Origin of the sequence: Brevundimonas pishanensis (genome assembly GCF_022750635.1) — a bacterium.
In the GTDB taxonomy this organism is placed as follows: domain Bacteria; phylum Pseudomonadota; class Alphaproteobacteria; order Caulobacterales; family Caulobacteraceae; genus Brevundimonas; species Brevundimonas pishanensis.
Map to the genome: position 1 here is coordinate 175,675 of NZ_JAJKBG010000005.1, position 17,647 is coordinate 193,321.

Annotated in this window: 19 protein-coding genes; 3 read left to right on the plus strand and 16 right to left on the minus strand. The window is 62.3% G+C overall.

Annotation, left to right across the window (positions count from 1 at the left end; genetic code table 11):
• Positions 1–3: 3 nt before the first annotated feature.
• On the minus strand, positions 4–609 hold the full coding sequence (locus tag LOX95_RS11170; protein WP_242914604.1) for a YqgE/AlgH family protein: 606 nt from the start codon (positions 607–609) through the stop codon (positions 4–6).
• Between the two features lie 222 nt (positions 610–831).
• Between LOX95_RS11170 and LOX95_RS11175 the strand changes: the two genes are divergently transcribed.
• Positions 832–1,320 carry a peroxiredoxin gene (locus LOX95_RS11175; RefSeq protein ID WP_242914605.1) on the plus strand — a complete coding sequence of 163 codons (489 nt, stop codon included), beginning with the start codon at positions 832–834 and terminating at the stop codon, positions 1,318–1,320.
• 52 nt (positions 1,321–1,372) lie between these two features.
• Here the strand turns inward: LOX95_RS11175 and LOX95_RS11180 are convergent, their stop codons facing one another.
• The 5 genes from LOX95_RS11180 to LOX95_RS11200 all read right to left on the minus strand — a co-directional run bounded on the left by LOX95_RS11180 (position 1,373) and on the right by LOX95_RS11200 (position 6,077).
• The gene (locus LOX95_RS11180; protein ID WP_242914607.1) at positions 1,373–3,289 is read right to left on the minus strand and encodes an ATP-binding response regulator; all 1,917 of its coding nucleotides are present in this window, start codon (positions 3,287–3,289) and stop codon (positions 1,373–1,375) included.
• Between the two features lie 84 nt (positions 3,290–3,373).
• Positions 3,374–4,411, minus strand: coding sequence for a quinone-dependent dihydroorotate dehydrogenase (locus tag LOX95_RS11185; protein ID WP_242914609.1), 1,038 nt, complete (start codon positions 4,409–4,411; stop codon positions 3,374–3,376).
• Between the two features lie 6 nt (positions 4,412–4,417).
• On the minus strand, positions 4,418–4,765 hold the full coding sequence (locus tag LOX95_RS11190) for a DUF952 domain-containing protein (RefSeq protein WP_242914611.1): 348 nt from the start codon (positions 4,763–4,765) through the stop codon (positions 4,418–4,420).
• 23 nt (positions 4,766–4,788) lie between these two features.
• Positions 4,789–5,286, minus strand: coding sequence for a SixA phosphatase family protein (locus LOX95_RS11195; protein WP_242914613.1), 498 nt, complete (start codon positions 5,284–5,286; stop codon positions 4,789–4,791).
• Positions 5,274–6,077, minus strand: coding sequence for a class I SAM-dependent methyltransferase (locus LOX95_RS11200; protein WP_242914615.1), 804 nt, complete (start codon positions 6,075–6,077; stop codon positions 5,274–5,276). Before LOX95_RS11200 ends, LOX95_RS11195 begins: the two co-directional genes overlap by 13 nt.
• Before the next feature lie 46 nt (positions 6,078–6,123).
• On the opposite strand from LOX95_RS11200, the gene gloB reads away from it, so the two are divergent.
• Positions 6,124–6,849, plus strand: coding sequence for a hydroxyacylglutathione hydrolase (gene gloB / locus LOX95_RS11205; protein WP_242914617.1), 726 nt, complete (start codon positions 6,124–6,126; stop codon positions 6,847–6,849).
• A 3-nt stretch (positions 6,850–6,852) separates the two neighbouring features.
• Here the strand turns inward: gloB and LOX95_RS11210 are convergent, their stop codons facing one another.
• From LOX95_RS11210 to LOX95_RS14230, 10 genes are all read right to left on the minus strand, one after another.
• Positions 6,853–7,716 (minus strand): DUF4908 domain-containing protein, encoded by an 864-nt coding sequence (locus LOX95_RS11210; protein ID WP_242914620.1) that lies wholly within the window; start codon positions 7,714–7,716, stop codon positions 6,853–6,855.
• A gap of 49 nt (positions 7,717–7,765) precedes the next feature.
• Positions 7,766–8,491, minus strand: coding sequence for an acetoacetyl-CoA reductase (phbB, locus tag LOX95_RS11215; RefSeq protein ID WP_242914622.1), 726 nt, complete (start codon positions 8,489–8,491; stop codon positions 7,766–7,768).
• A 194-nt stretch (positions 8,492–8,685) separates the two neighbouring features.
• Positions 8,686–10,047, minus strand: a complete 1,362-nt coding sequence (locus LOX95_RS11220; protein WP_242914624.1) for a glutamate--cysteine ligase — start codon at positions 10,045–10,047, stop codon at positions 8,686–8,688.
• 66 nt (positions 10,048–10,113) lie between these two features.
• On the minus strand, positions 10,114–10,833 hold the full coding sequence (locus LOX95_RS11225) for a 16S rRNA (uracil(1498)-N(3))-methyltransferase (RefSeq protein WP_242914626.1): 720 nt from the start codon (positions 10,831–10,833) through the stop codon (positions 10,114–10,116).
• Between the two features lie 31 nt (positions 10,834–10,864).
• Entirely contained in the window at positions 10,865–11,254 is a 390-nt protein-coding gene (locus tag LOX95_RS11230; RefSeq protein ID WP_242914628.1) for a hypothetical protein, read from the minus strand.
• Between the two features lie 121 nt (positions 11,255–11,375).
• On the minus strand, positions 11,376–11,657 hold the full coding sequence (locus LOX95_RS11235; RefSeq protein ID WP_242914630.1) for a hypothetical protein: 282 nt from the start codon (positions 11,655–11,657) through the stop codon (positions 11,376–11,378).
• A gap of 128 nt (positions 11,658–11,785) precedes the next feature.
• Positions 11,786–12,949 (minus strand): acyl-CoA dehydrogenase family protein, encoded by a 1,164-nt coding sequence (locus LOX95_RS11240; RefSeq protein ID WP_242914632.1) that lies wholly within the window; start codon positions 12,947–12,949, stop codon positions 11,786–11,788.
• 112 nt (positions 12,950–13,061) lie between these two features.
• Complete coding sequence (locus tag LOX95_RS11245) at positions 13,062–14,843, minus strand: acyl-CoA dehydrogenase C-terminal domain-containing protein (protein WP_242914634.1); 1,782 nt, start codon at positions 14,841–14,843, stop codon at positions 13,062–13,064.
• 2 nt (positions 14,844–14,845) lie between these two features.
• A complete protein-coding gene (locus LOX95_RS11250; RefSeq protein WP_242914636.1) occupies positions 14,846–15,334 on the minus strand; it encodes a MerR family transcriptional regulator in 489 nt (162 codons plus the stop codon).
• Positions 15,335–15,430: 96 nt separating this feature from the next.
• Complete coding sequence (locus tag LOX95_RS14230) at positions 15,431–15,817, minus strand: DoxX family protein (RefSeq protein WP_242914638.1); 387 nt, start codon at positions 15,815–15,817, stop codon at positions 15,431–15,433.
• Positions 15,818–16,341: 524 nt separating this feature from the next.
• Here LOX95_RS14230 and LOX95_RS11260 point away from each other — a divergent pair.
• On the plus strand, positions 16,342–17,646 hold the full coding sequence (locus LOX95_RS11260) for a DUF6270 domain-containing protein (protein WP_242914640.1): 1,305 nt from the start codon (positions 16,342–16,344) through the stop codon (positions 17,644–17,646).
• The last annotated feature ends 1 nt before the right edge of the window (position 17,647 follow it).

Consider the following 17,647-nt stretch of genomic DNA (forward strand, 5'->3'; position numbering starts at 1 on the left):
GCGTCAGGCGGTGCCGCCTTGCGATGACAAGCGGCCCGCATCGATGCCCAGCAGAGCCAGTGCGCGTTGCCATTTGGTGTCATAGGCTTCGTCGAAGATCAGCGACGGGTCGGCATCCATGGTCAGCCAGACGTTCTCGCTCAACTCTTCCTCGAGCTGGCCTTCGTCCCATCCGGCGTAACCGAGAACCAGCGTCGAGCGGGCGGGACCGGTAATCTCGCCCATGGCCGCCAGAGCTTCGCGTGTGCCGGTGACGGCCATGCCGCCAGTGACCCGAAGGCTGGTCTCCTCGCTGAACCAGTCGTCGGTATGAAGCACGAAGCCGCGCTCCTGCTCGACGGGGCCGCCGATGAGGACAGGGCGGCCGACCGCACCGTGGGTCGGGGCGTTCAGCTTTTCAAGTACGAAGGCCAGATCCACACCAGGAGCGGGAAGGTCCAGTCGCAGACCCATAGCGTGGTCGTCATCATGGGTGCAGACCAGAATGACCGCGTGCTCGAAACGCTCGTCATCGATACCCGGCATGGCCACCAACAGGCGACCGGCCAACGAGGGCCACTCCAGCGACGATGGCGGGGTCTGGTCATCGGGGGGTAAAACAGCACTCATAGCTTTATTGTTGGGTTTGGGACCTTCACGCGCAAGGGCCTTTAGGTCGCATATGGCTCCGCCACACCTCCGAGACAGGGCTTTGCGGGCGGCAGACGCAGAAATCGTCCGCTGGATGGTCATTAGGCGGGCGGCAGGGGTTGGCGTCAGGTCGGGTCGCATTATGTTCAAGCCGAACCGTTTTCCGGGTGAGCCGGGGTGCGGTGTCCGGAGGAAACACATATGACCATCAAAACCGGCGAGCGCCTTCCCGACGTCAAGCTGTCGCGCATGACGGCTGACGGCCCGCAACCTGTTCAAGTCGCCGACTTCTTCGGCGGCAAGACTGTCGCGCTGTTCGCTGTTCCGGGGGCTTTCACCCCGACCTGCTCGGCGCGTCACCTGCCGGGTTACAAGGACAATCTGCCGACCCTGTCGGACAAGGGTGTGGACGTTGTGGCTTGCGTATCGGTCAACGACCCGTTCGTCATGGGCGCATGGGCCGAGGCCAACGGCCTCAACGGCAATGACGACATCGTCATGCTGGCCGACGGCAACGGCGAGTTTGCCGAAGCGGTGGGTCTGGCTTTGGACGCAACGGGCTTTGGCATGGGCAAGCGTTCGCAGCGCTATTCCATGCTGGTGAAAGACGGTGTGGTCGAGAAGCTGAATGTCGAGCAGGGCGGCGAGTTCAAAGTCTCGTCGGCAGAACACCTGATCGCAGAACTCTAAGCCTTACACAGGCCGAGTTTTGAAAGGGGCATCCGGTCGGGTGCCCCTTTTGTTATGCGGCAGCCGAGGCCGAAGAAGCTTGGGTTTGCGCGGCGCTTTCCAGTGTGGCCTGTAACGTGGCGATCAGCGAAGCGGGCGTTAGAGGCTTGGCCAGATAGGCGGTCATGCCGGCAGCGGAGCAGGCCATCTGGTCCTCGGGCGCATTGTCGGCGGTGACGGCGATCACTGGCGTGGTGGCGTTCAGCCCGCCACCCAGACGCAGCCGGCGGGTGGTCTCGCGTCCATCCAGTTCCGGCATGCGGACATCCATGAAGATCACATCGAACTGGTTCTGGGAGGCCAGTTCCAGTGCGGTGCAACCATCGGCGGCCATGCTGATATCGCAATCGAACGGCTGAAGGATCAGCTGGATGGCGCGGCGGTTGATCTCGTGATCGTCCACGACCAGCACACGCAGGGGTGCTTCGTCCGGTTGGTTCTGCGGAGCGGCGGCCGCTTCCGGTTCGGGCGCAGGCTCAGAGGCGGGCTTGGGCGTTGTTTCGGCGGGCGCGTACGCTTCGGCGAGGGCCGGGGCGGGGATAGCGATCAGCGAGGGTATGAAGGGCATCGCAGCAGGGGGGCTGGCGACGACAGGGATGTTGTCTGCGGGCGGCAGAGTGACCGCCGCGTTGAATATCGTGCCCTTGCCAGGGCGGCTGCGGGCGGTCAGGCGACCTTCCATCAGGCGCATTAGATCGCGGCAAATCGACAGGCCCAGCCCCGATCCGCCGTGGCGTGCGGTGATGTCGTTCGACATCTGATCAAAGGGCGTGAACAGGCGGGCCAGTTGCGCCTCGGTCATGCCCGAGCCGGTGTCTTCGACCTCGATCATCAGCGAGTGGTTACCCGCATCGTCCAGCCATGTGCGGCAGCGCAGGGTGATGGTGCCCTGCTCGGTGAATTTGAGCGCGTTGGACAGCAGGTTGTTCAGCACCTGACGCAAGCGGACTTCATCGCCGAGGACGGTGCCGGGCAGGTTTCCGCCAGTATCCAGACTAAAGCGCAGACCCTTTGCGCGGATGGGGCCCTGCCACATGCGGACGGTCTGGGCGACCATGCGGCGCAGGTCGAACGCCTGCTCGCAGATGTTCAGACGACCGGCATCGATGCGCGCCTGATCCAGCAGGTCGTTGAGCAGCGAGTTCATCATCCGGCCCGCCTCGCCGATCATCTCCAACTGATGGCGAGCGTGGGCCGGGGTCTCCCCGCGTAGGGTTTCGGCACCGGTCATGATGGCGGTTATCGGAGTGCGCAGGTCGTGGGCGATAGTGGACAGGAAGCTGGTGCGTGCAGCGACGGCGGCCTCGGCCTCGACGCGCTTGCGCTCGGCCAGCTCGAAGGCGCGGCGCTGGTTGCGGTCGGACTGGTAGAGGCGGCGCGCCGCAGAGCCGCAGATACCGAGGAAGACGGCAACGGCGGTGGCTACAGCGACCACGGAGTTGGTGTCGGCACCCATGCGGCTGAGCAGCCATGGCGTGGCGATGAGCGCCAGCGCGCTGGGCATGCAGGTGAGGAGGGTAATGCGGAGCGAGCCCGCGCCGTTGATGATCGACTGCAGCATGCCTGCGGCCAGATACAGCGTCGCGCAAAGCCCGCCGTAGATGCCCGCGACAAACCACAACGGGACGACCACCCATGCAAATGTGGTGGCCGACATGACCAGAACGGCATCGCACAGCATGCCCTTGGCACCGCGCGGACCATAGGAGTCGCTACCCAGATCGGGCGACACCACGATGCGCTCGATGCCGATAATCAGCAGATAGACGGCCAGCCATCCAAGGATCGGGACGATGCCGATGATGGGAGACATGACCACAGCCGCGGCGGCGGCGGCGGCAATCCGGTGCACCATAGTATTATGGCGCGTGGTCATAGACTGTGCCCAGCCACCCGCGTTCGACTGCACCGATTGAACAGGTTCGACCATGTCCCCGCCTTTGTCCTGCCCGGCTGTTTTCCCCCCGGAAAAAGCGGACCGGAATGCCAGTACAGGAAGAGAGCTAATGGACCGTCAACGTAACGTGGGTATGGCGTCACTTAAAGTGACGAAACCGTCAGCGCGCAGATGGGCCAGCAGGTCGCGTTTGATCTCGTGGACCAGACGCGGGCCGCGATAGACGAGGGCGGAATAGAGCTGAACTGCCGAAGCGCCCATCTTGATGCGGTCATAGGCCTCTTGCCCGCTGTCGATACCGCCGACGGCAATCAGCGGCAGGCGACCTTGCGAGGCTTCGGCGGCGGCTTGCAGCGCGCGACGGGCGAAGGGTTTGATGGGTGCGCCGGACAGGCCACCTGCCTCGCCCTTGAATGACGATTTCAGGTGGGCAGGGCGCTCCAGCGTGGTGTTGGAGACGATCAGCGCGTCGATCCTGTGGGCCAGCGAGGCCTCTACGATCATGCCGATCTCTTCGCCGATCAGGTCCGGTGCGATCTTGAGGAAGACCGGAGCGCCGTCGCTCGGGCGGGCCTCGTTGATGCGGCCCAGCAGGTCGTCCAGCGCTTCGCGGCCCTGAAGCGCGCGTAGGCCCGGTGTGTTGGGCGAGGAGATGTTGATGGTGAAATAGTCGGCCAGACCGGCGAGGCGTTTCAGGCCCGCGACATAGTCGGCGGCCTTGTCCTCGGTGTCTTTGTTGGCCCCCAGATTGGCACCGATCGGCACGCTGCGTGGGCGGTCTTTCAGGCGGGCGGCAAATGGCTCCAGCCCGTCATTGTTGAAACCCATGCGGTTGATCACGGCCTGGTCTTCGGTCAGGCGGAACAGGCGCGGCTTGGGATTGCCAGACTGGGCCTTGGGCGTGACAGACCCACATTCGACCGCGCCGAAGCCCATGCGGGCCAGCCCATGCAGAGCCTCGCCATTCTTGTCCAGACCGGCGGCCAGACCGACCGGATTGGGGAAGGTCAGGCCAGCAATCGTGACGGCCAGAGCCGGATCGTCGGCGGCAGGCGTGGGCAGGGGTACAAGTCGGGCGGCCTGAACAGCGGCGCGGTGGGCAACTTCAGGGTCCAGTTGGCGGAACAGGCGCGTGCCCAGATCGGTCAGGGACATACGGGCTCAGCCTTGTTCGGGAAGGATCATCTCGCCGTCGTCGGTGACCGACAGCGGCTGGGGGTTGTTGGTGGCCGATACCGGAAGCGCACCATAGATGTGCGGGAAGAGTGCTCCGCCGCGCGAGGGTTCCCACACCAGAGTGTCGCCCAGCGCTTCGAGATCGACTTCGACGAGCATCAGGTCCGACTGGCCCGCATAATGTTTGGAGGCGGTGTCTTCCAACTGGTCCAGCGTGGACAGGTGGATATAGCCATCGGCCTTGTCGACAGCCGAGCCGTCATACCGGCCCTCGGCCACAGTCAGTTGCCAGTCGGCGACGGACAGGATTTTGAATGCCTTGGTCGGGAGCATGGGGCCGGCCTTTGAACTGGGGTTTACAGGGAGGCGGGGGTCAGCCAGCCTTCGTAGAACGGACGTCCGGCGACATCGACCGTAAATACAGCGCAGCCACCGGTGGGGAAGCCGCCGGAGAAGCGATCGAGCACTGCGGGGGATGCTGCGTTTTCGATCAGATACTCAACGGCCAGTTGGTGGATACCCGGATTGTGGGCGAGCACCAGAATACAGCCCTCACTGTCCTCGTTGATCTCGACCTCGTCGCGCAGGGTGCGGGCGTTGGCGTCATAGAGGTGATCGAGGAACTGGACCTCCACGTCGCCAAAGGCCTCCTGCACCTGTTCCCACGTTTGGCGTGTGCGGGTGGCAACCGATACCAGCGCCATATCAGGGCGGAAACCGCGCTGGGCCAGCGCCTCGCCCATGCGGGCGGCATCGGAGAGGCCTTGAGGCGACAAAGGGCGGTCGATATCGCCTCCACCTTGCGGGGGACGGCCCTCGGCCTCGGCGTGACGCATCAGGATCAGTCGGTGCATGGATCGCCCCCATAGAGGGGTTTGCCGCTTTGGGCCAGATCGGATGTGGTCGCACCCACCAGACGAGAGGCCGGCTTGAGGCTGGGCACTGGCTTGAGATTGGGCGCAGGAGCGAGAACCTTGAGAGTGCCGCGCGCCTTGGGGCGGGCATAGGTCAGACGTCCGGCTTCCAGCAGGATGAGACCCGCCGTACCCGGTGCGACAAGGCGGCCGAACTGTTCGATGCCGTCCGAGAAGGGCAGCATGGGTCGCCACGGCGGCACATAGAGCGCCTGTGACCACGCGCGCGGCTCAAGGCCGCAATGGCGCACGAGGCGTTCAAGCTGTTTGCGCGAGAAGGGGCGGCCATGACCGAAAGGTGTGGCCTCGGTGCGGGCCCACAGGCCACCGCGGGCGGCGGTGACGATGATGATACGGCCTGAGGGTGAAAGGACGCGGCTGACTTCGTTCAGCAGCGCCTGCGGGTCGTCCGCTTCTTCGATGGCGTGGACCAGCAAGACACGGTCGAACGTTCCCGAAGCGAATGGAAGGGCGCGATCATCAACCAGGGTCGTGCGGTTGCGGGCGGCGGCCACCCATTGTTCGGCTCCCTGACCACCGGGCATGGCAGCGATGAGGCGTCGGGCACCGTTGAACTGACCCAGCCACGGCGTGGCATAGCCAAGGCCCAGCACATCGCAGCTATCCGCTGTGCCCCATGCATCGGCCAGCCGTCCCGCCAGAATGCGCCGTACCAGCGCACCCTTGGGGTCGCCGTAGAAGGTCCGAAGCTCGTCGATACTGCGCCGCATGACAGCACTATAGGACGAGGCGGGGGGGATCGGCTAGGATGCGTCTATGACCCTGAGCATTCGACAGTTTCCGTGCCGCAGCGACAACTACGGCTTTCTCGTACGCGACGACGCGACCGGACAGGTTGCGGCGGTCGATACGCCCGATGCGCAAGCCATTCTGGATGATCTGGCGGAATCGGGCTGGGGCCGTCTGGATCTGATCCTGAACACCCATTGGCACCCCGATCACACCGAGGGCAACGAACGGCTGAAGGCCGAGACGGGCTGTGTGATTTATGGACCCGAAGAGGTGAAGCGGGCTGCGCCGCTGGATCGCGTGGTGCACGATGGCAGCGAGGTCAGGCTGGGCGAGACGGTGTTCAAGGTGGCCGAAGCGCCGGGGCATACGCTGGGCCATGTGGTGTTTCATGCCGTTCAGGAGCGGGTGGCTTTCGTGGGCGATGTGATCTTCGCCCTGGGCTGCGGCCGCCTGTTTGAAGGCACACCCGACCAGATGTGGGAGAGCCTGCAGCACATTGCTTCGTGGAAGGACGACACAGTGCTGTACTGCGCCCACGAATATACGGCGTCGAATGCGAGGTTCGCGCTGAGCCTGTCGCAAGAGCCGGAACTGGTGGCGCACTGCGAGGCTATCTTTGCCAAACGCGAGCGGGGCGAGGCAACGGTGCCGACGACAGTGGGCTTGGAGAAGCGGTTCAATCCGTTCCTGACGCCGGACGTCGAGACCTTTGCCGACCGGCGCGCTGCCAAGGACGGCTTTAGCGGCTAGGGATCAGTCCTGAGGGATGATGGCGCGGATGATGCGGGCCGAGGACGGGCGGCCCGCGACTCCGCGCGACGGGTCAACCACGATCCGAAGCTCGCCGCGTGAATAGGTCACCGCCGAGCGGTTGCCTTCAACGACAGTAATCACCCGCAGACGCTCCAGGAACGGTTTGGCGCTGGGCGAGCGGGCGATGCGAATGACGGTGTCGGTCGAAACAATCAGGGCCTCGACGCAAAGGGCCTCTGATTCATCGCCGTAAACATTGATCTGGACCAGACGGCCCACCGCATCACTGATGAGGCCTGAGCGGCGGGTCATCAGGTTGAACAACTGGATCGGGCCCAGCGACTGCGGTTGGAGGTTCGGAACCGTCCCCGACGCCATCGACACAGGCGATCCGCCGGGGCTGCGCGGCGAATACAATGTCATGCCGCCGCCCGAGGTGACGCGCAGTACCTGCTCGCCCGCATCGTTACGGTAGATGGTGTCGCCGCGCGGAGCCGACGACGGACGCAGAACCCACGTCTCGTTCGAGCGGTCAAAGCGCAGCAGCAGTTGCGATCCGGCATTGTCGACCACAAAACCCTGGCCCGTGGCGGCTTGATAGCGACCGGCGGCGGGGGTGGTGCGGGAGACGGACTGGCGACGGATCTGGCGGCTGTAGTCGGTCTGGGCGTTGTTGCGCTCTTGACCGGTGAGAACCTGAGCCTGGGCGGAAGGGGCAGGGGCCAGCGCGACAGCGGCTGCGCAAAGGCAGATCGCAGAAAGCTGGGCGACCCGTAGACGCGCAATATCTACGTCCGTAGCCGTTCGGGCTACGGGCACACTTACCGGCGGATTCTCCGCCATCGGCAGGGCCACGCTGTTCATGCCTGTACTCGTGTTCTCAAGGCGCGGCGGATTTTAGGCAGAGTCGTGGTCACCCTACGAGGTATTGGCCGCCATTGAGCGACAGAGTGCACCCTGTGACATATCCGGCACGCTCACCGGACAGCCAGGCCACCATGTCGGCGATCTCTTCGCCCTTGCCGAGGCGACCGACCGGAATCTGGGCGATGATGCCCTCGAGAACCTTGGGGTCCATCGCATCGACCATGTCGGTGTCGATATAGCCCGGGGCAATACAGTTGACGGTCACGCCTTTACGGGCGTTTTCCAGTGCCAGCGCCTTGGTAAAGCCGATCATGCCGGCCTTGGCGGCGGAGTAGTTGGCTTGGCCGATCTGGCCCTTCTGGCCGTTGATCGAGGAGATGTTGACGATGCGGCCCCAGTTGCGGTCGCGCATGCCGTTGATGACCTGACGGGTCATGTTGAACACGGAATCCATGTTCACGCGGATGACCTCGGACCACTGCTCGGGCTGCATCTTGTGGAAGAAGCCGTCGCGGGTGATGCCGGCGTTGTTGATCAAAACGTCGATGGGGCCCAGTTCGGACTCGACCTCCTGAACGGCGCGGGCGCAGTCCTCGAAGGAGCCGACATTGCCTTTGACCACCATCACGCCCAGTTCGCTGGCGGTTTGGCGTGCAGCTTCGTCATTGCCGGAATAGCCGGCGGCGACGTTGAAGCCGTCTTCCTTAAGGCGTTGGACGATGGCCTTGCCGATGCCTCGGGTGCCTCCGGTTACCAGTGCGGTGCGCGCCATGATCTGCCTCCCAGTGTCCCGTCCAGCTTCGTGCTGGCTCCCACGGGTAAAGACTTAGCGTGAGAACGCGGGTTGGGGAAGCGGCGGAACGCCACAGATCGTCACGGCTCTGATGAAGATGACGTGATGAGCCGCTGAGCGCTCAAGCGGGCAGAAGCGCCACAATATCCGACGCTTAGCCCGCCTGCAGGAAGTCAGTAGGCGAAGTCGCGGTAAAGGCGCGAAAGGTCGCCCTTCCATTCGCCGTTATAGAGGTCGAGCAGGCGTTCGGCGGGGGTAATGCCGCTGTCTGCGATCTCTTCCAGCTCGCCAAGGTAGCCGCGCTCGTCGACCATGCCGGCGGACAGGCGGTTGCGGTTCTTCAAACCTTCCTTGGCGATGGCGACCATATCGATTGCCACGTCGCGGACGCTGCGGCCATTGACCTGCGCCTTCAGGCCCAAACGTGTGACGTCCGAACGCAGGCGCTCGTGGTCCTCGATGGCCCAGTCCTTACACAGGTCCCATGCCGCCGTCAGCGACGGCGCGTCATAGAAAATGCCGGTCCACAGGGCGGGCAGGGCGCAGATACGGCTCCAAGGACCACCATCGGCACCGCGCATTTCGAGGTATTGTTTCAGGCGCACTTCGGGGAAGAGGGTGGTCAGGTGATCTGCCCAGTCCTTGATGTTGGCGCGCTCGCCCGGAAGAGCGTCCAGACCGTCACTCATGAAGGTGCGGAACGATTGGCCCGAAAGGTCGTGATAGGTGTCGCCGCGCTTGGCGAAATACATCGGCGTGTCGAGGGCGTAGTCGACGTAGCGCTCATAGCCAAAGCCGTCTTCGAACACGAAGCCGAGCATGCCCGTGCGGTCGGGATCGGTGTCGGTCCAGACATTGGCGCGGCTCGACAGGAAGCCGCTGGGCTTGCCCTCGATGAAGGGGCTGTTGGCGAACAGGGCCGTGGCGATCGGTTGCAGCGCCAGCGAGGTGCGGAACTTCATCACCATGTCGGCTTCGTCGGAGAAGTCGAGGTTGGCCTGAATGGTCGAGGTGCGCAGCATCATGTCGAGGCCCAGCTTGCCCTTCTTGGGCATGTAGGCGCGCATGATGTTGTAACGGCCCTTGGGCATGACAGGCACGTCTTCACGCTTCCACATCGGATCGAAGCCGACGCCGAGGAAGCCGAGACCGATCTGGTCGGCCACCTGTTTGACTTCCATCAGGTGTTGGCCGGTCTCGTTGCAGATGTCGTGCATCGTCAGCAGCGGTGCGCCCGATAGCTCGAACTGGCCACCCGGTTCGAGGCTGATGGAGGCCGTGAAGCCTTCGGCATTCTTGCGTTCCAGAGCGATGACGTGACCAGCCTCATAGACCGGAGCCCAGCCAAAGCGGGTAAGGCCGTCCAGCATGGCCTTGATGCCGTTCGCACCCTCATAGGCCGGACGGCGCAGGGTCGAACGGTCAAAGCCGAACTTCTCGTGTTCGGCACCGACGCGCCACTGGTCGGCGGGCTTGGCCCCGCGGCTGATGGTTTCGATCAGCTGTTCTTTGGTGAGCGGCGCGTAATCAGCCATGTGTAACCTCTGTTGTTGCAGGCTAGATGCGCAACCGTTGCCCGCTTCACAAGCCCCTTTGGAAACTTATCGTTCCCAATCCCCAACTGCGTACTGCCACAGGGTCATGGCGGATATAGCGGCGGTATCTGCGCGAAGGATGCGTGGGCCAAGCGAGACGGCGGTGGTGAAGGGCAGGGCGCGTAACATCTCGCGCTCTTCGGGCGAGAAACCACCCTCGGGGCCGATCAGGATGGACCATGCGCCGCTGCCTGCTTTGTGCAGGGCGTCAATGGCAGGCTCGCCGCCGGTTTCGTCGCAGAACATCAGCTTACGGCCCTCGGGCCAGTTGGCGATGATGTCGGCCAGCTTTTTGGATTCATGCACGCTCGGCACGTCGAGGCGGCCTGTCTGCTCGGCGGCCTCTTCGACGATGGCGTCGAGGCGGTCGAGGCGGATGCGCTCGGCATTGGTGCGTTGGGTGATCGTTAGTTGCACCGACTTGGCACCCAGTTCGGCGGCCTTTTCCACCACGGTTTCGACGCGGGCCTTCTTGATGCCGGCGAGGATGAGTTCGAGGTCGGGGCCATAGGTTTGCGGGCGGGTCTGTTCGACACAGCGCAGGATGACGCCCTTCTTCAGGACTTCCAGCACCTCGGCACGCCACTCTCCGTCTTCGCCGTTGAACAGCAACAGGTCGTCGCCCTGTTTCAGGCGCATGACCTGCGTCAGATAGCGGGACTGGTCGAGGGTAGGGGCAACGGCATGGCCTTCGGCCAGCGGGGCGGTAACGTGCAGACGGATCATGCGAGCGGTTTAGCGCCGGATGGGCGTTTCGTCACGATGCCGCTTTTTCGCGGAGGATATAGTCGGACACCGCGAGGGTGATTTCCTTTATGTCGTTATACAGGCCCGACTCATAAAGAGTGACGTCGAAGGTTCCGTCCTCATTGGTGACCCGCTTCATCTCCCGAAACCAAAACATTTGGTCGTCGCGTGCGATGACTTCGACGCGGCGGTCCCTGTCGAGCGCCTTGGTCCATATATTTTGGCGGGACTTAGGAAGACGCGAACCCGGAAACGGGGCGGGGGTGCTCAGGTCGGCCAACAGGCCCTTGAGCCAGAGTTTGAACTTCTCGAAGGGGCTGGGTTCGATCAATGCCATTGCAGGGCCGAGGTTAAAGAGCGCAACAGCTTGAAGAACGCGACAGCGCGCGTTCACGTTCAAAACCTGTGTTTTGCACACTGCGCTGCGCGGGCCGAAGAGCGCTCGCGCGGCAATCCGATCAGGCCCTCAGCGCCTTTTCGCGCCGGGGCCGTGATCGTTGCTGCGGTGGTCGTTCTTACGATTATTGTGCAGGCGGGACGGCGCGCTGGGCGGCCTCGCCGACGTTGTCTGCGGCGTTGCCGATACTTTGGGCGGCACCGGCGATAGCGTTGTCTTTAACCTGCTCGCTGCGGTTCATGTTCAGCAGGAAATAACCGATCACGGCGACGGCAATAAGCGCGACGATGATGCCAATGGCACCCGTGCCGCTGCCGCCGCGACGTTCAACCACAGTGGGGGACTCACTGGTGGTGACGTGTTCGACCGTACCGTCGGTGTGTTCTACGCGGCGCTCTGTGGTCATTGGAACCTCCTGATTTCCTAAGAAAAGAAAGCTGCCCCTTTGGGGGCGGGTTCCTAGTGTCCAAAAACAGCCAGACAGAAACGCCCCGCCGGTCCGGCGGGGCGACGTAGGCGGAGAGGATGTCTGGATCAGAGGGTGCGGGCGATCAGCAGCTTCATGATCTCGTTGGTGCCGCCGTAAATGCGCTGCACGCGGGCGTCCTTGTACAGCTGGGCGATCGGGTACTCGTTCATATAGCCATAGCCGCCGAACAGCTGGAGCATCTCGTCGATGGTCTCGCCCTGGATGTCGGACACCCAGTATTTAGCCATGGAGGCGGTGGCCGCATCCAATTCGCCCTTTAGGTGGCGCTCGATGCAGTGGTCGACGAAGACGCGGGCGACGGTAAGCTTGGTTTTGACCTCGGCCAGTTTGAACTGGGTGTTCTGGAAGTCGATCACGCGCTTGCCGAAGGCTTTGCGCTCCTTGACGTAGGCGAGGGTGGCCTCAAGCCCGCGCTCGGCGGCGGCGCAGCCTTGAACGGCGATGTTCAGGCGCTCTTGCGGCAGTTGCTGCATCAGTTGGATGAAGCCTTGGCCTTCGGAGCCGCCGATAGCGTTTTCGAGCGGCACCTTCACATCGTTGAAGAACAGCTCGGAGGTGTCGTTCGCCTCCATGCCGATCTTGTGCAGGTTGCGACCGCGCTCGAAGCCGTCGGCACCATCTGTCTCAAGGCCGATCAGGGTGATGCCCTTGCTGCCTTCTGACGGGTCGGTCTTGGCCACGACGATGATGAAGTTTGCCAACTGACCGTTGGTGATGAAGGTCTTGGAGCCGTTCAGGACGTAGTGGTCGCCATTCTTGATGGCGGTGGTTTTCACGCCTTGCAGGTCCGAACCTGCGCCCGGTTCTGTCATGGCGATGGCACCGACCAGTTCGCCTGTTTGCAGGCGCGGGAGCCAGCGGGCTTTTTGCTCGGCCGTGCCGTAGTGCCAGATGTAGGGCATGACGATGGCGTTGTGCAGCGAGATGCCGAAGTGGTCCGCACCCTGCCAGCCGAGCTGGTTCATCAGCACGACTTCGTGGCGATAGTCGCCGCCGAAACCGCCATCTTCTTCCGGCATGGACAGGCCCAGCAGGCCCGAATCTCCGGCGTCATTCCAGAGTTGGCGCGGGACCGAGCTGTCGGCGATCCACTGACTTACTTTTTCAGGCGGGGCGTGCTCGGCCACCCATTTGGTGACGCTGTCGTTGAACAGGATCAGGTCTTCGTCCTGCATGAAGGACGGGGTCGGAAGGTTCAGCGCTTTCATGTGGCATTCCTCTGGGGTGCTGCCCGCTCTTGTTCTGACGGCGGGCTAGCGGTGTTGGAGATAGAAAAAGGGCCTTTCCGCTGGGAAAGGCCCTTATCAGTTTCGACGAGGCTTAGAAGGCCGAGGCGTCCATATCCATCAGGACGTCTGCGCCGGTCTTCAGCTTGGTCAGGTGAGCCGCGGCATCCGGCAGGATGCGCTCGACGAAGTAACGGCCCGTCTTCAGCTTGTTGGCGTAGAACGGATCGCTTTCACCGGCGTCGATCTTGGCTTGGGCAGCCTTGGCCATCTGCGCCCAGATGTAGGCGTAGGCGGTCAGGCCGAACAGGTGCAGGTAGTCGGTCGAGGCGGCACCGGCGTTGTCCGGGTTGGCCATGCCGTTCTGCATCAGCCACATCGTGCCTTCTTGCAGCTTGGCCTTAGCGTCGGCCAGACCGTCGACATACGACTTGATGGCTTCGTTGCCCGAGTTTTCCGAGACGAAGGCGTCGATGTCGCCGAACCACGACATGATGGCGCGACCACCCTTGGCCGGCAGCTTGCGGCCAACGAGGTCCAGAGCCTGAATGCCGTTGGTGCCTTCGTAGATCATGGTGATGCGGGCATCACGCAGGTACTGCGAGGCCTGGAAGTGCTCGGTGTAGCCCGAACCGCCGTGAACCTGCATGCCCAGCGACGCGACGTGGAAGCCACGGTCGGTCAGGAAGGCCTTCAGGACCGGGGTGATCAGACCCATGTAGTCGTTGGCCTTTTGGGCCACGGCTTCGTCCTTGGAGTGTTGCAGGTCGGCTTGTAGCGCGGTCCACAGGATGAAGGCGCGACCGCCTTCGACGTAGGCCTTGGATTCCAGCAGCATGCGACGCACGTCCGGATGGACGATGATCGGGTCTGCCGGGCCGTCCGGGTTCTTCGGACCGGTCAGCGAGCGCGATTGCAGGCGGTCGTTGGCGAACTCAACGGCGTGCTGGTAGGCAGCGTCACCGATGGCCAGACCTTGCAGGCCGGTGCCAAGGCGGGCTTCGTTCATGACAACGAACATGTTGTTCATGCCGCGGCCTTCTTCGCCGATCAGCCAGCCCTTGGCACCGTCGTACTGCATGACAGCCGTGGCGTTGCCGTGGATGCCCATCTTGTGCTCGAGGCCCACGCAGGCCAGCGAGTTACGGTCGGTGATGTTGCCTTGGTCGTCCGCGTGGAACTTCGGAACGAGGAACAGCGACAGGCCCTTGATGCCCGGAACAGCGCCTTCAACTCGTGCCAGCACGGTGTGGACGATGTTGTCGGCGAAGTCGTGCTCGCCTGCCGAAATCCAGATCTTCTGGCCGGTGATGGCGTAGGAGCCGTCGCCGTTCGGCACAGCCTTGGTGCGGACCAGACCCAGATCGGTACCGCATTGCGGCTCCGTCAGGTTCATGGTGCCGGTCCACTCGCCGGAGACCATCTTCGGCAGCCACTTGGTCTTCAGTTCATCCGAACCGTTGGCTTCGATGCCGTGGATCGCGCCTGCGGTCAGGCCCGGATACATCGAGAAGGCAGCCGAGGCCGCAGCGGTGAACTGACCGATGGCCATCGAGATGATGGCCGGCAGGCCCTGACCACCGTATTCCGGATTGAAGGCCAGGCTGGTCCAGCCGGCTTCGACCATCTGGTGATAGGCTTCTTTCCAGCCGGTCGGGGTGGTGACGACGCCGTTGTCGAGTTTGCAGTGCTCGATGTCGCCGGTCTTGTTGATCGGGGCGATAACGCCGTCAGCGAACTTGCCGCCTTCCTCGAGGATCTGGTCAATCAGGTCGCGCGAGACGTCAGGGTTGGTGAAGTGTTCGACGTAGTTTTCGACTTGCAGCACATCGTGCAGCACGAACGAAAGGTCGCGGACGGGCGACTTATAGGCCATGGTCAGGCTCTCGCTTTGAAGGGCTGGTATTGGTTGTCGGGGTTGTTGAGGCGTTCGCTCAACAAATTGGCATAGGCATCCGCACCGGGCAGTAGGTCCGGCCGGTGTTCGGCCAGAGTCTGCTCCATCCAGGCACACGCTTCTTCGGCGGTTTCGATTGCGCCCTGGATATCTTCTAGCTGCTGTTTCAGCGCCTCTACGCGCGCACGGTGACGCGGCAGGGCAATCGCCATCTGATGGACGTTGTGTTCTTTCTTGTCATAGAGATCCATCATTTCCTGGATCTCTTGCAAGGTGAAGCCGATGCGACGTCCGCGCATGATGAGCTTCAAACGTGCCCGGTCACGCGCTGTATAGACGCGCGTTTGTCCCTTGCGTGCCGGAGTGAGCAGGCCCTTGTCTTCGTAGAAACGAAGAGCGCGGGCCGTCGCGCCAAACTCGCGGCACAACTGCCGGATGGAATATGTGCGGTGATCGTCAGCGGTCGCCATGCCGCTAGATAACTTTACGTCCGCGTAAAGTGCAAGGGGTTTACGCGCGCGTAAACGTAAGCTTTTTGTGATCAGCCCTCAGGGAGCCGGTATTGCTTAGCTTAGCGCCCTCTTTCGAATGAACCACACCGGTATCGTAAGGCCAAGAAGTATAGCGTTCACAAAGGCCAGAGCGGGCTCGAAGCGGGTCAGATGAACCACTAGAAATACGCTCTCGAGACCGATCAGGAACGATGCGGCGGCAACCACGCCGATGTGGCCGGATTTCCTTGCCAGTAAAGGAAGCAGCATCGACAGGGCAAGGGTGGCCTCTAACGCGCCAAGGCCACGAACCAGGCCGAGCGGGACCTGTTCGGACCAGCCGAGCAATATGGCCAGATGATCGGCCGGTGCGGTGAGTTTGGCATAGGCGGCACCTGCGAAAAACATCGCCAGCCAGCCTTGAAAAGTCCACGCCAGCGCATTGGTCCAGATGGCGCGCACCCTGAGTTCTCGTTCGGATTTGGGCCTGTCTGCTCTTTGAATAGTGGAGCAGCGGGTGACGTCCCTATCGAGCCGACGGGGCAGGAGACGTAAGTGCGCAGGGCGGTGTGAAGGGGAGGCGGGGCAGAGGGACATAATTGCAACCACGTGTGTTTCAGAACGTAGGTGGTGGCTGCGGCCAAGCTATGCAAGGCGGTAAAATCATTGTGAGTGAAATTCACTTCAGGCGGTGAATCCGAGCATGGGTAGCAAAGCTGGTCCAATATTGTGCGATATTCTCGTAACGCAGGAATCTGAACTTGAGATTTCTCTGAGTAATCTCTTTGAGTAAGTGCGCTTACCATTTGCGACGTTTGGATAACGTTTCGTACCTTTTTGTCATTCCGAAATGTTGGTATTCCGGCGATGTGTGCCGGGTCGGGGAATAATAGTCTTCGATTTTTGAGTATATTTGTACGATCGGAGGGGCTGTGCCGGATCAAGATCAAACCATACGAAGCGAACCTAATCCCGACTTGCCGGGTATGGTGACGCTTGGTGGTTGTGTCGTGGGGCATTTGGCGACGACGCTAAATGGCCATGTGATCCTGCACCGCCGTCACCTATGGCGCCGCCCTACCATTGCGATGATGAGCGACCCCGTCTCGCGCTTCCGCTTCGATTTCACCAAACTGCCGCCCGAGTTCGCCAACTATTGGGTGAATGACGCCGGTGGCATGCACCAGCCCGAGCTGAACTGTCGCTCTAACGACGAAGAACGTCTGTTCGTCTTTGACGTAACCCGCGACGTGTTCACCGGCGTGGTGGAGCTGGAGCCCGACGTCTGGGTCATGGACCCTGTCGATGCGATCAGCATGGTGGACGGGCTGACGCACGAGACGATGTCGACTGACATCCTCGAAGAACTATGCCGCGACAGCGTGCGGCGCGTATCTGCTGTCCGGAACTGGGATGACTGGTTCCCTGTCTGGAAGGCGGCATTCAAGAAGTTTGCCAAGACGATCGACGGTCAATACGAGCGTATTCTCATCGCCGAAATCTATCCGACGCTCGAACGCTACGACACGGTGGCGACCTTCTACGCGCTCAATGTCGCCGAGATGAACGAGCGGCTGGGCCACATGTATGCGTGGATCCGAGACAACTTTGACTTTGAATGGATTGGTGTTCCCAAAGAGCGCGCCATCACCGGGGCAACCGGCGTGCCATATGGCGGACCGACCCCTACCCACTTCATTGCCGAGTCACATTCGCTGTTCGCGTTGGACTTCATCCGTACACTGAACAGTGGTTTTGGTGACAACCATCCCAAGTTCGATCCCATCCGTCCGCTGATCGACCAGTCCTTCGAGCGTGCGAAGCTGCACGAGGAAGCTCTGGAAGAGATCGCAGGCCTCAAAGCGCAGATTGAAGACCTGACCACGCAGTTGTCGAACAAACTCAGCGAATTGGCGAACTACGACGCAGTTAAGACGGCTGAGCACGCGCAGCATCAAGAACGTATCGCAGCGCTGGAAGTGCAGTACCAACAACGTGTCGCAGCGCTGGAAGACGAGTTGAAAAAGCAGACGCAGGCCAGCGAGGCGCTTGCTGCGGAACTCGCGGCGGCTGCCGAACGCCAGTCCCAAGCCGATGCCACGGTGCACGCCTTCGTGCTGGGTCAGTATAACGACGCGCGCAACGCCTTGACGGCGTCGCGGGCGCGCATCGATGTGTTGGAACGCAGGCTCAGGGAGCAGGACGCGATTATGGCCTCTCCGCTAAAGGTCATTAAGCGGTCGCTGGCGCGCAAGACCAGCAAGATCCGTCGCGCCAGAGCGGCCACCTAAG

Coding starts and splice junctions, on each gene's coding strand:
- LOX95_RS11170 (WP_242914604.1), bottom strand. CDS start 609: ATGAGTGCTGTTTTACCCCCCGATGACCAGACCCCGCCATCGTCGCTG.
- LOX95_RS11175 (WP_242914605.1), top strand. CDS start 832: ATGACCATCAAAACCGGCGAGCGCCTTCCCGACGTCAAGCTGTCGCGC.
- LOX95_RS11180 (WP_242914607.1), bottom strand. CDS start 3,289: ATGGTCGAACCTGTTCAATCGGTGCAGTCGAACGCGGGTGGCTGGGCA.
- LOX95_RS11185 (WP_242914609.1), bottom strand. CDS start 4,411: ATGTCCCTGACCGATCTGGGCACGCGCCTGTTCCGCCAACTGGACCCT.
- LOX95_RS11190 (WP_242914611.1), bottom strand. CDS start 4,765: ATGCTCCCGACCAAGGCATTCAAAATCCTGTCCGTCGCCGACTGGCAA.
- LOX95_RS11195 (WP_242914613.1), bottom strand. CDS start 5,286: ATGCACCGACTGATCCTGATGCGTCACGCCGAGGCCGAGGGCCGTCCC.
- LOX95_RS11200 (WP_242914615.1), bottom strand. CDS start 6,077: ATGCGGCGCAGTATCGACGAGCTTCGGACCTTCTACGGCGACCCCAAG.
- gloB (WP_242914617.1), top strand. CDS start 6,124: ATGACCCTGAGCATTCGACAGTTTCCGTGCCGCAGCGACAACTACGGC.
- LOX95_RS11210 (WP_242914620.1), bottom strand. CDS start 7,716: ATGAACAGCGTGGCCCTGCCGATGGCGGAGAATCCGCCGGTAAGTGTG.
- phbB (WP_242914622.1), bottom strand. CDS start 8,491: ATGGCGCGCACCGCACTGGTAACCGGAGGCACCCGAGGCATCGGCAAG.
- LOX95_RS11220 (WP_242914624.1), bottom strand. CDS start 10,047: ATGGCTGATTACGCGCCGCTCACCAAAGAACAGCTGATCGAAACCATC.
- LOX95_RS11225 (WP_242914626.1), bottom strand. CDS start 10,833: ATGATCCGTCTGCACGTTACCGCCCCGCTGGCCGAAGGCCATGCCGTT.
- LOX95_RS11235 (WP_242914630.1), bottom strand. CDS start 11,657: ATGACCACAGAGCGCCGCGTAGAACACACCGACGGTACGGTCGAACAC.
- LOX95_RS11240 (WP_242914632.1), bottom strand. CDS start 12,949: ATGAAAGCGCTGAACCTTCCGACCCCGTCCTTCATGCAGGACGAAGAC.
- LOX95_RS11245 (WP_242914634.1), bottom strand. CDS start 14,843: ATGGCCTATAAGTCGCCCGTCCGCGACCTTTCGTTCGTGCTGCACGAT.
- LOX95_RS11250 (WP_242914636.1), bottom strand. CDS start 15,334: ATGGCGACCGCTGACGATCACCGCACATATTCCATCCGGCAGTTGTGC.
- LOX95_RS11260 (WP_242914640.1), top strand. CDS start 16,342: ATGGTGACGCTTGGTGGTTGTGTCGTGGGGCATTTGGCGACGACGCTA.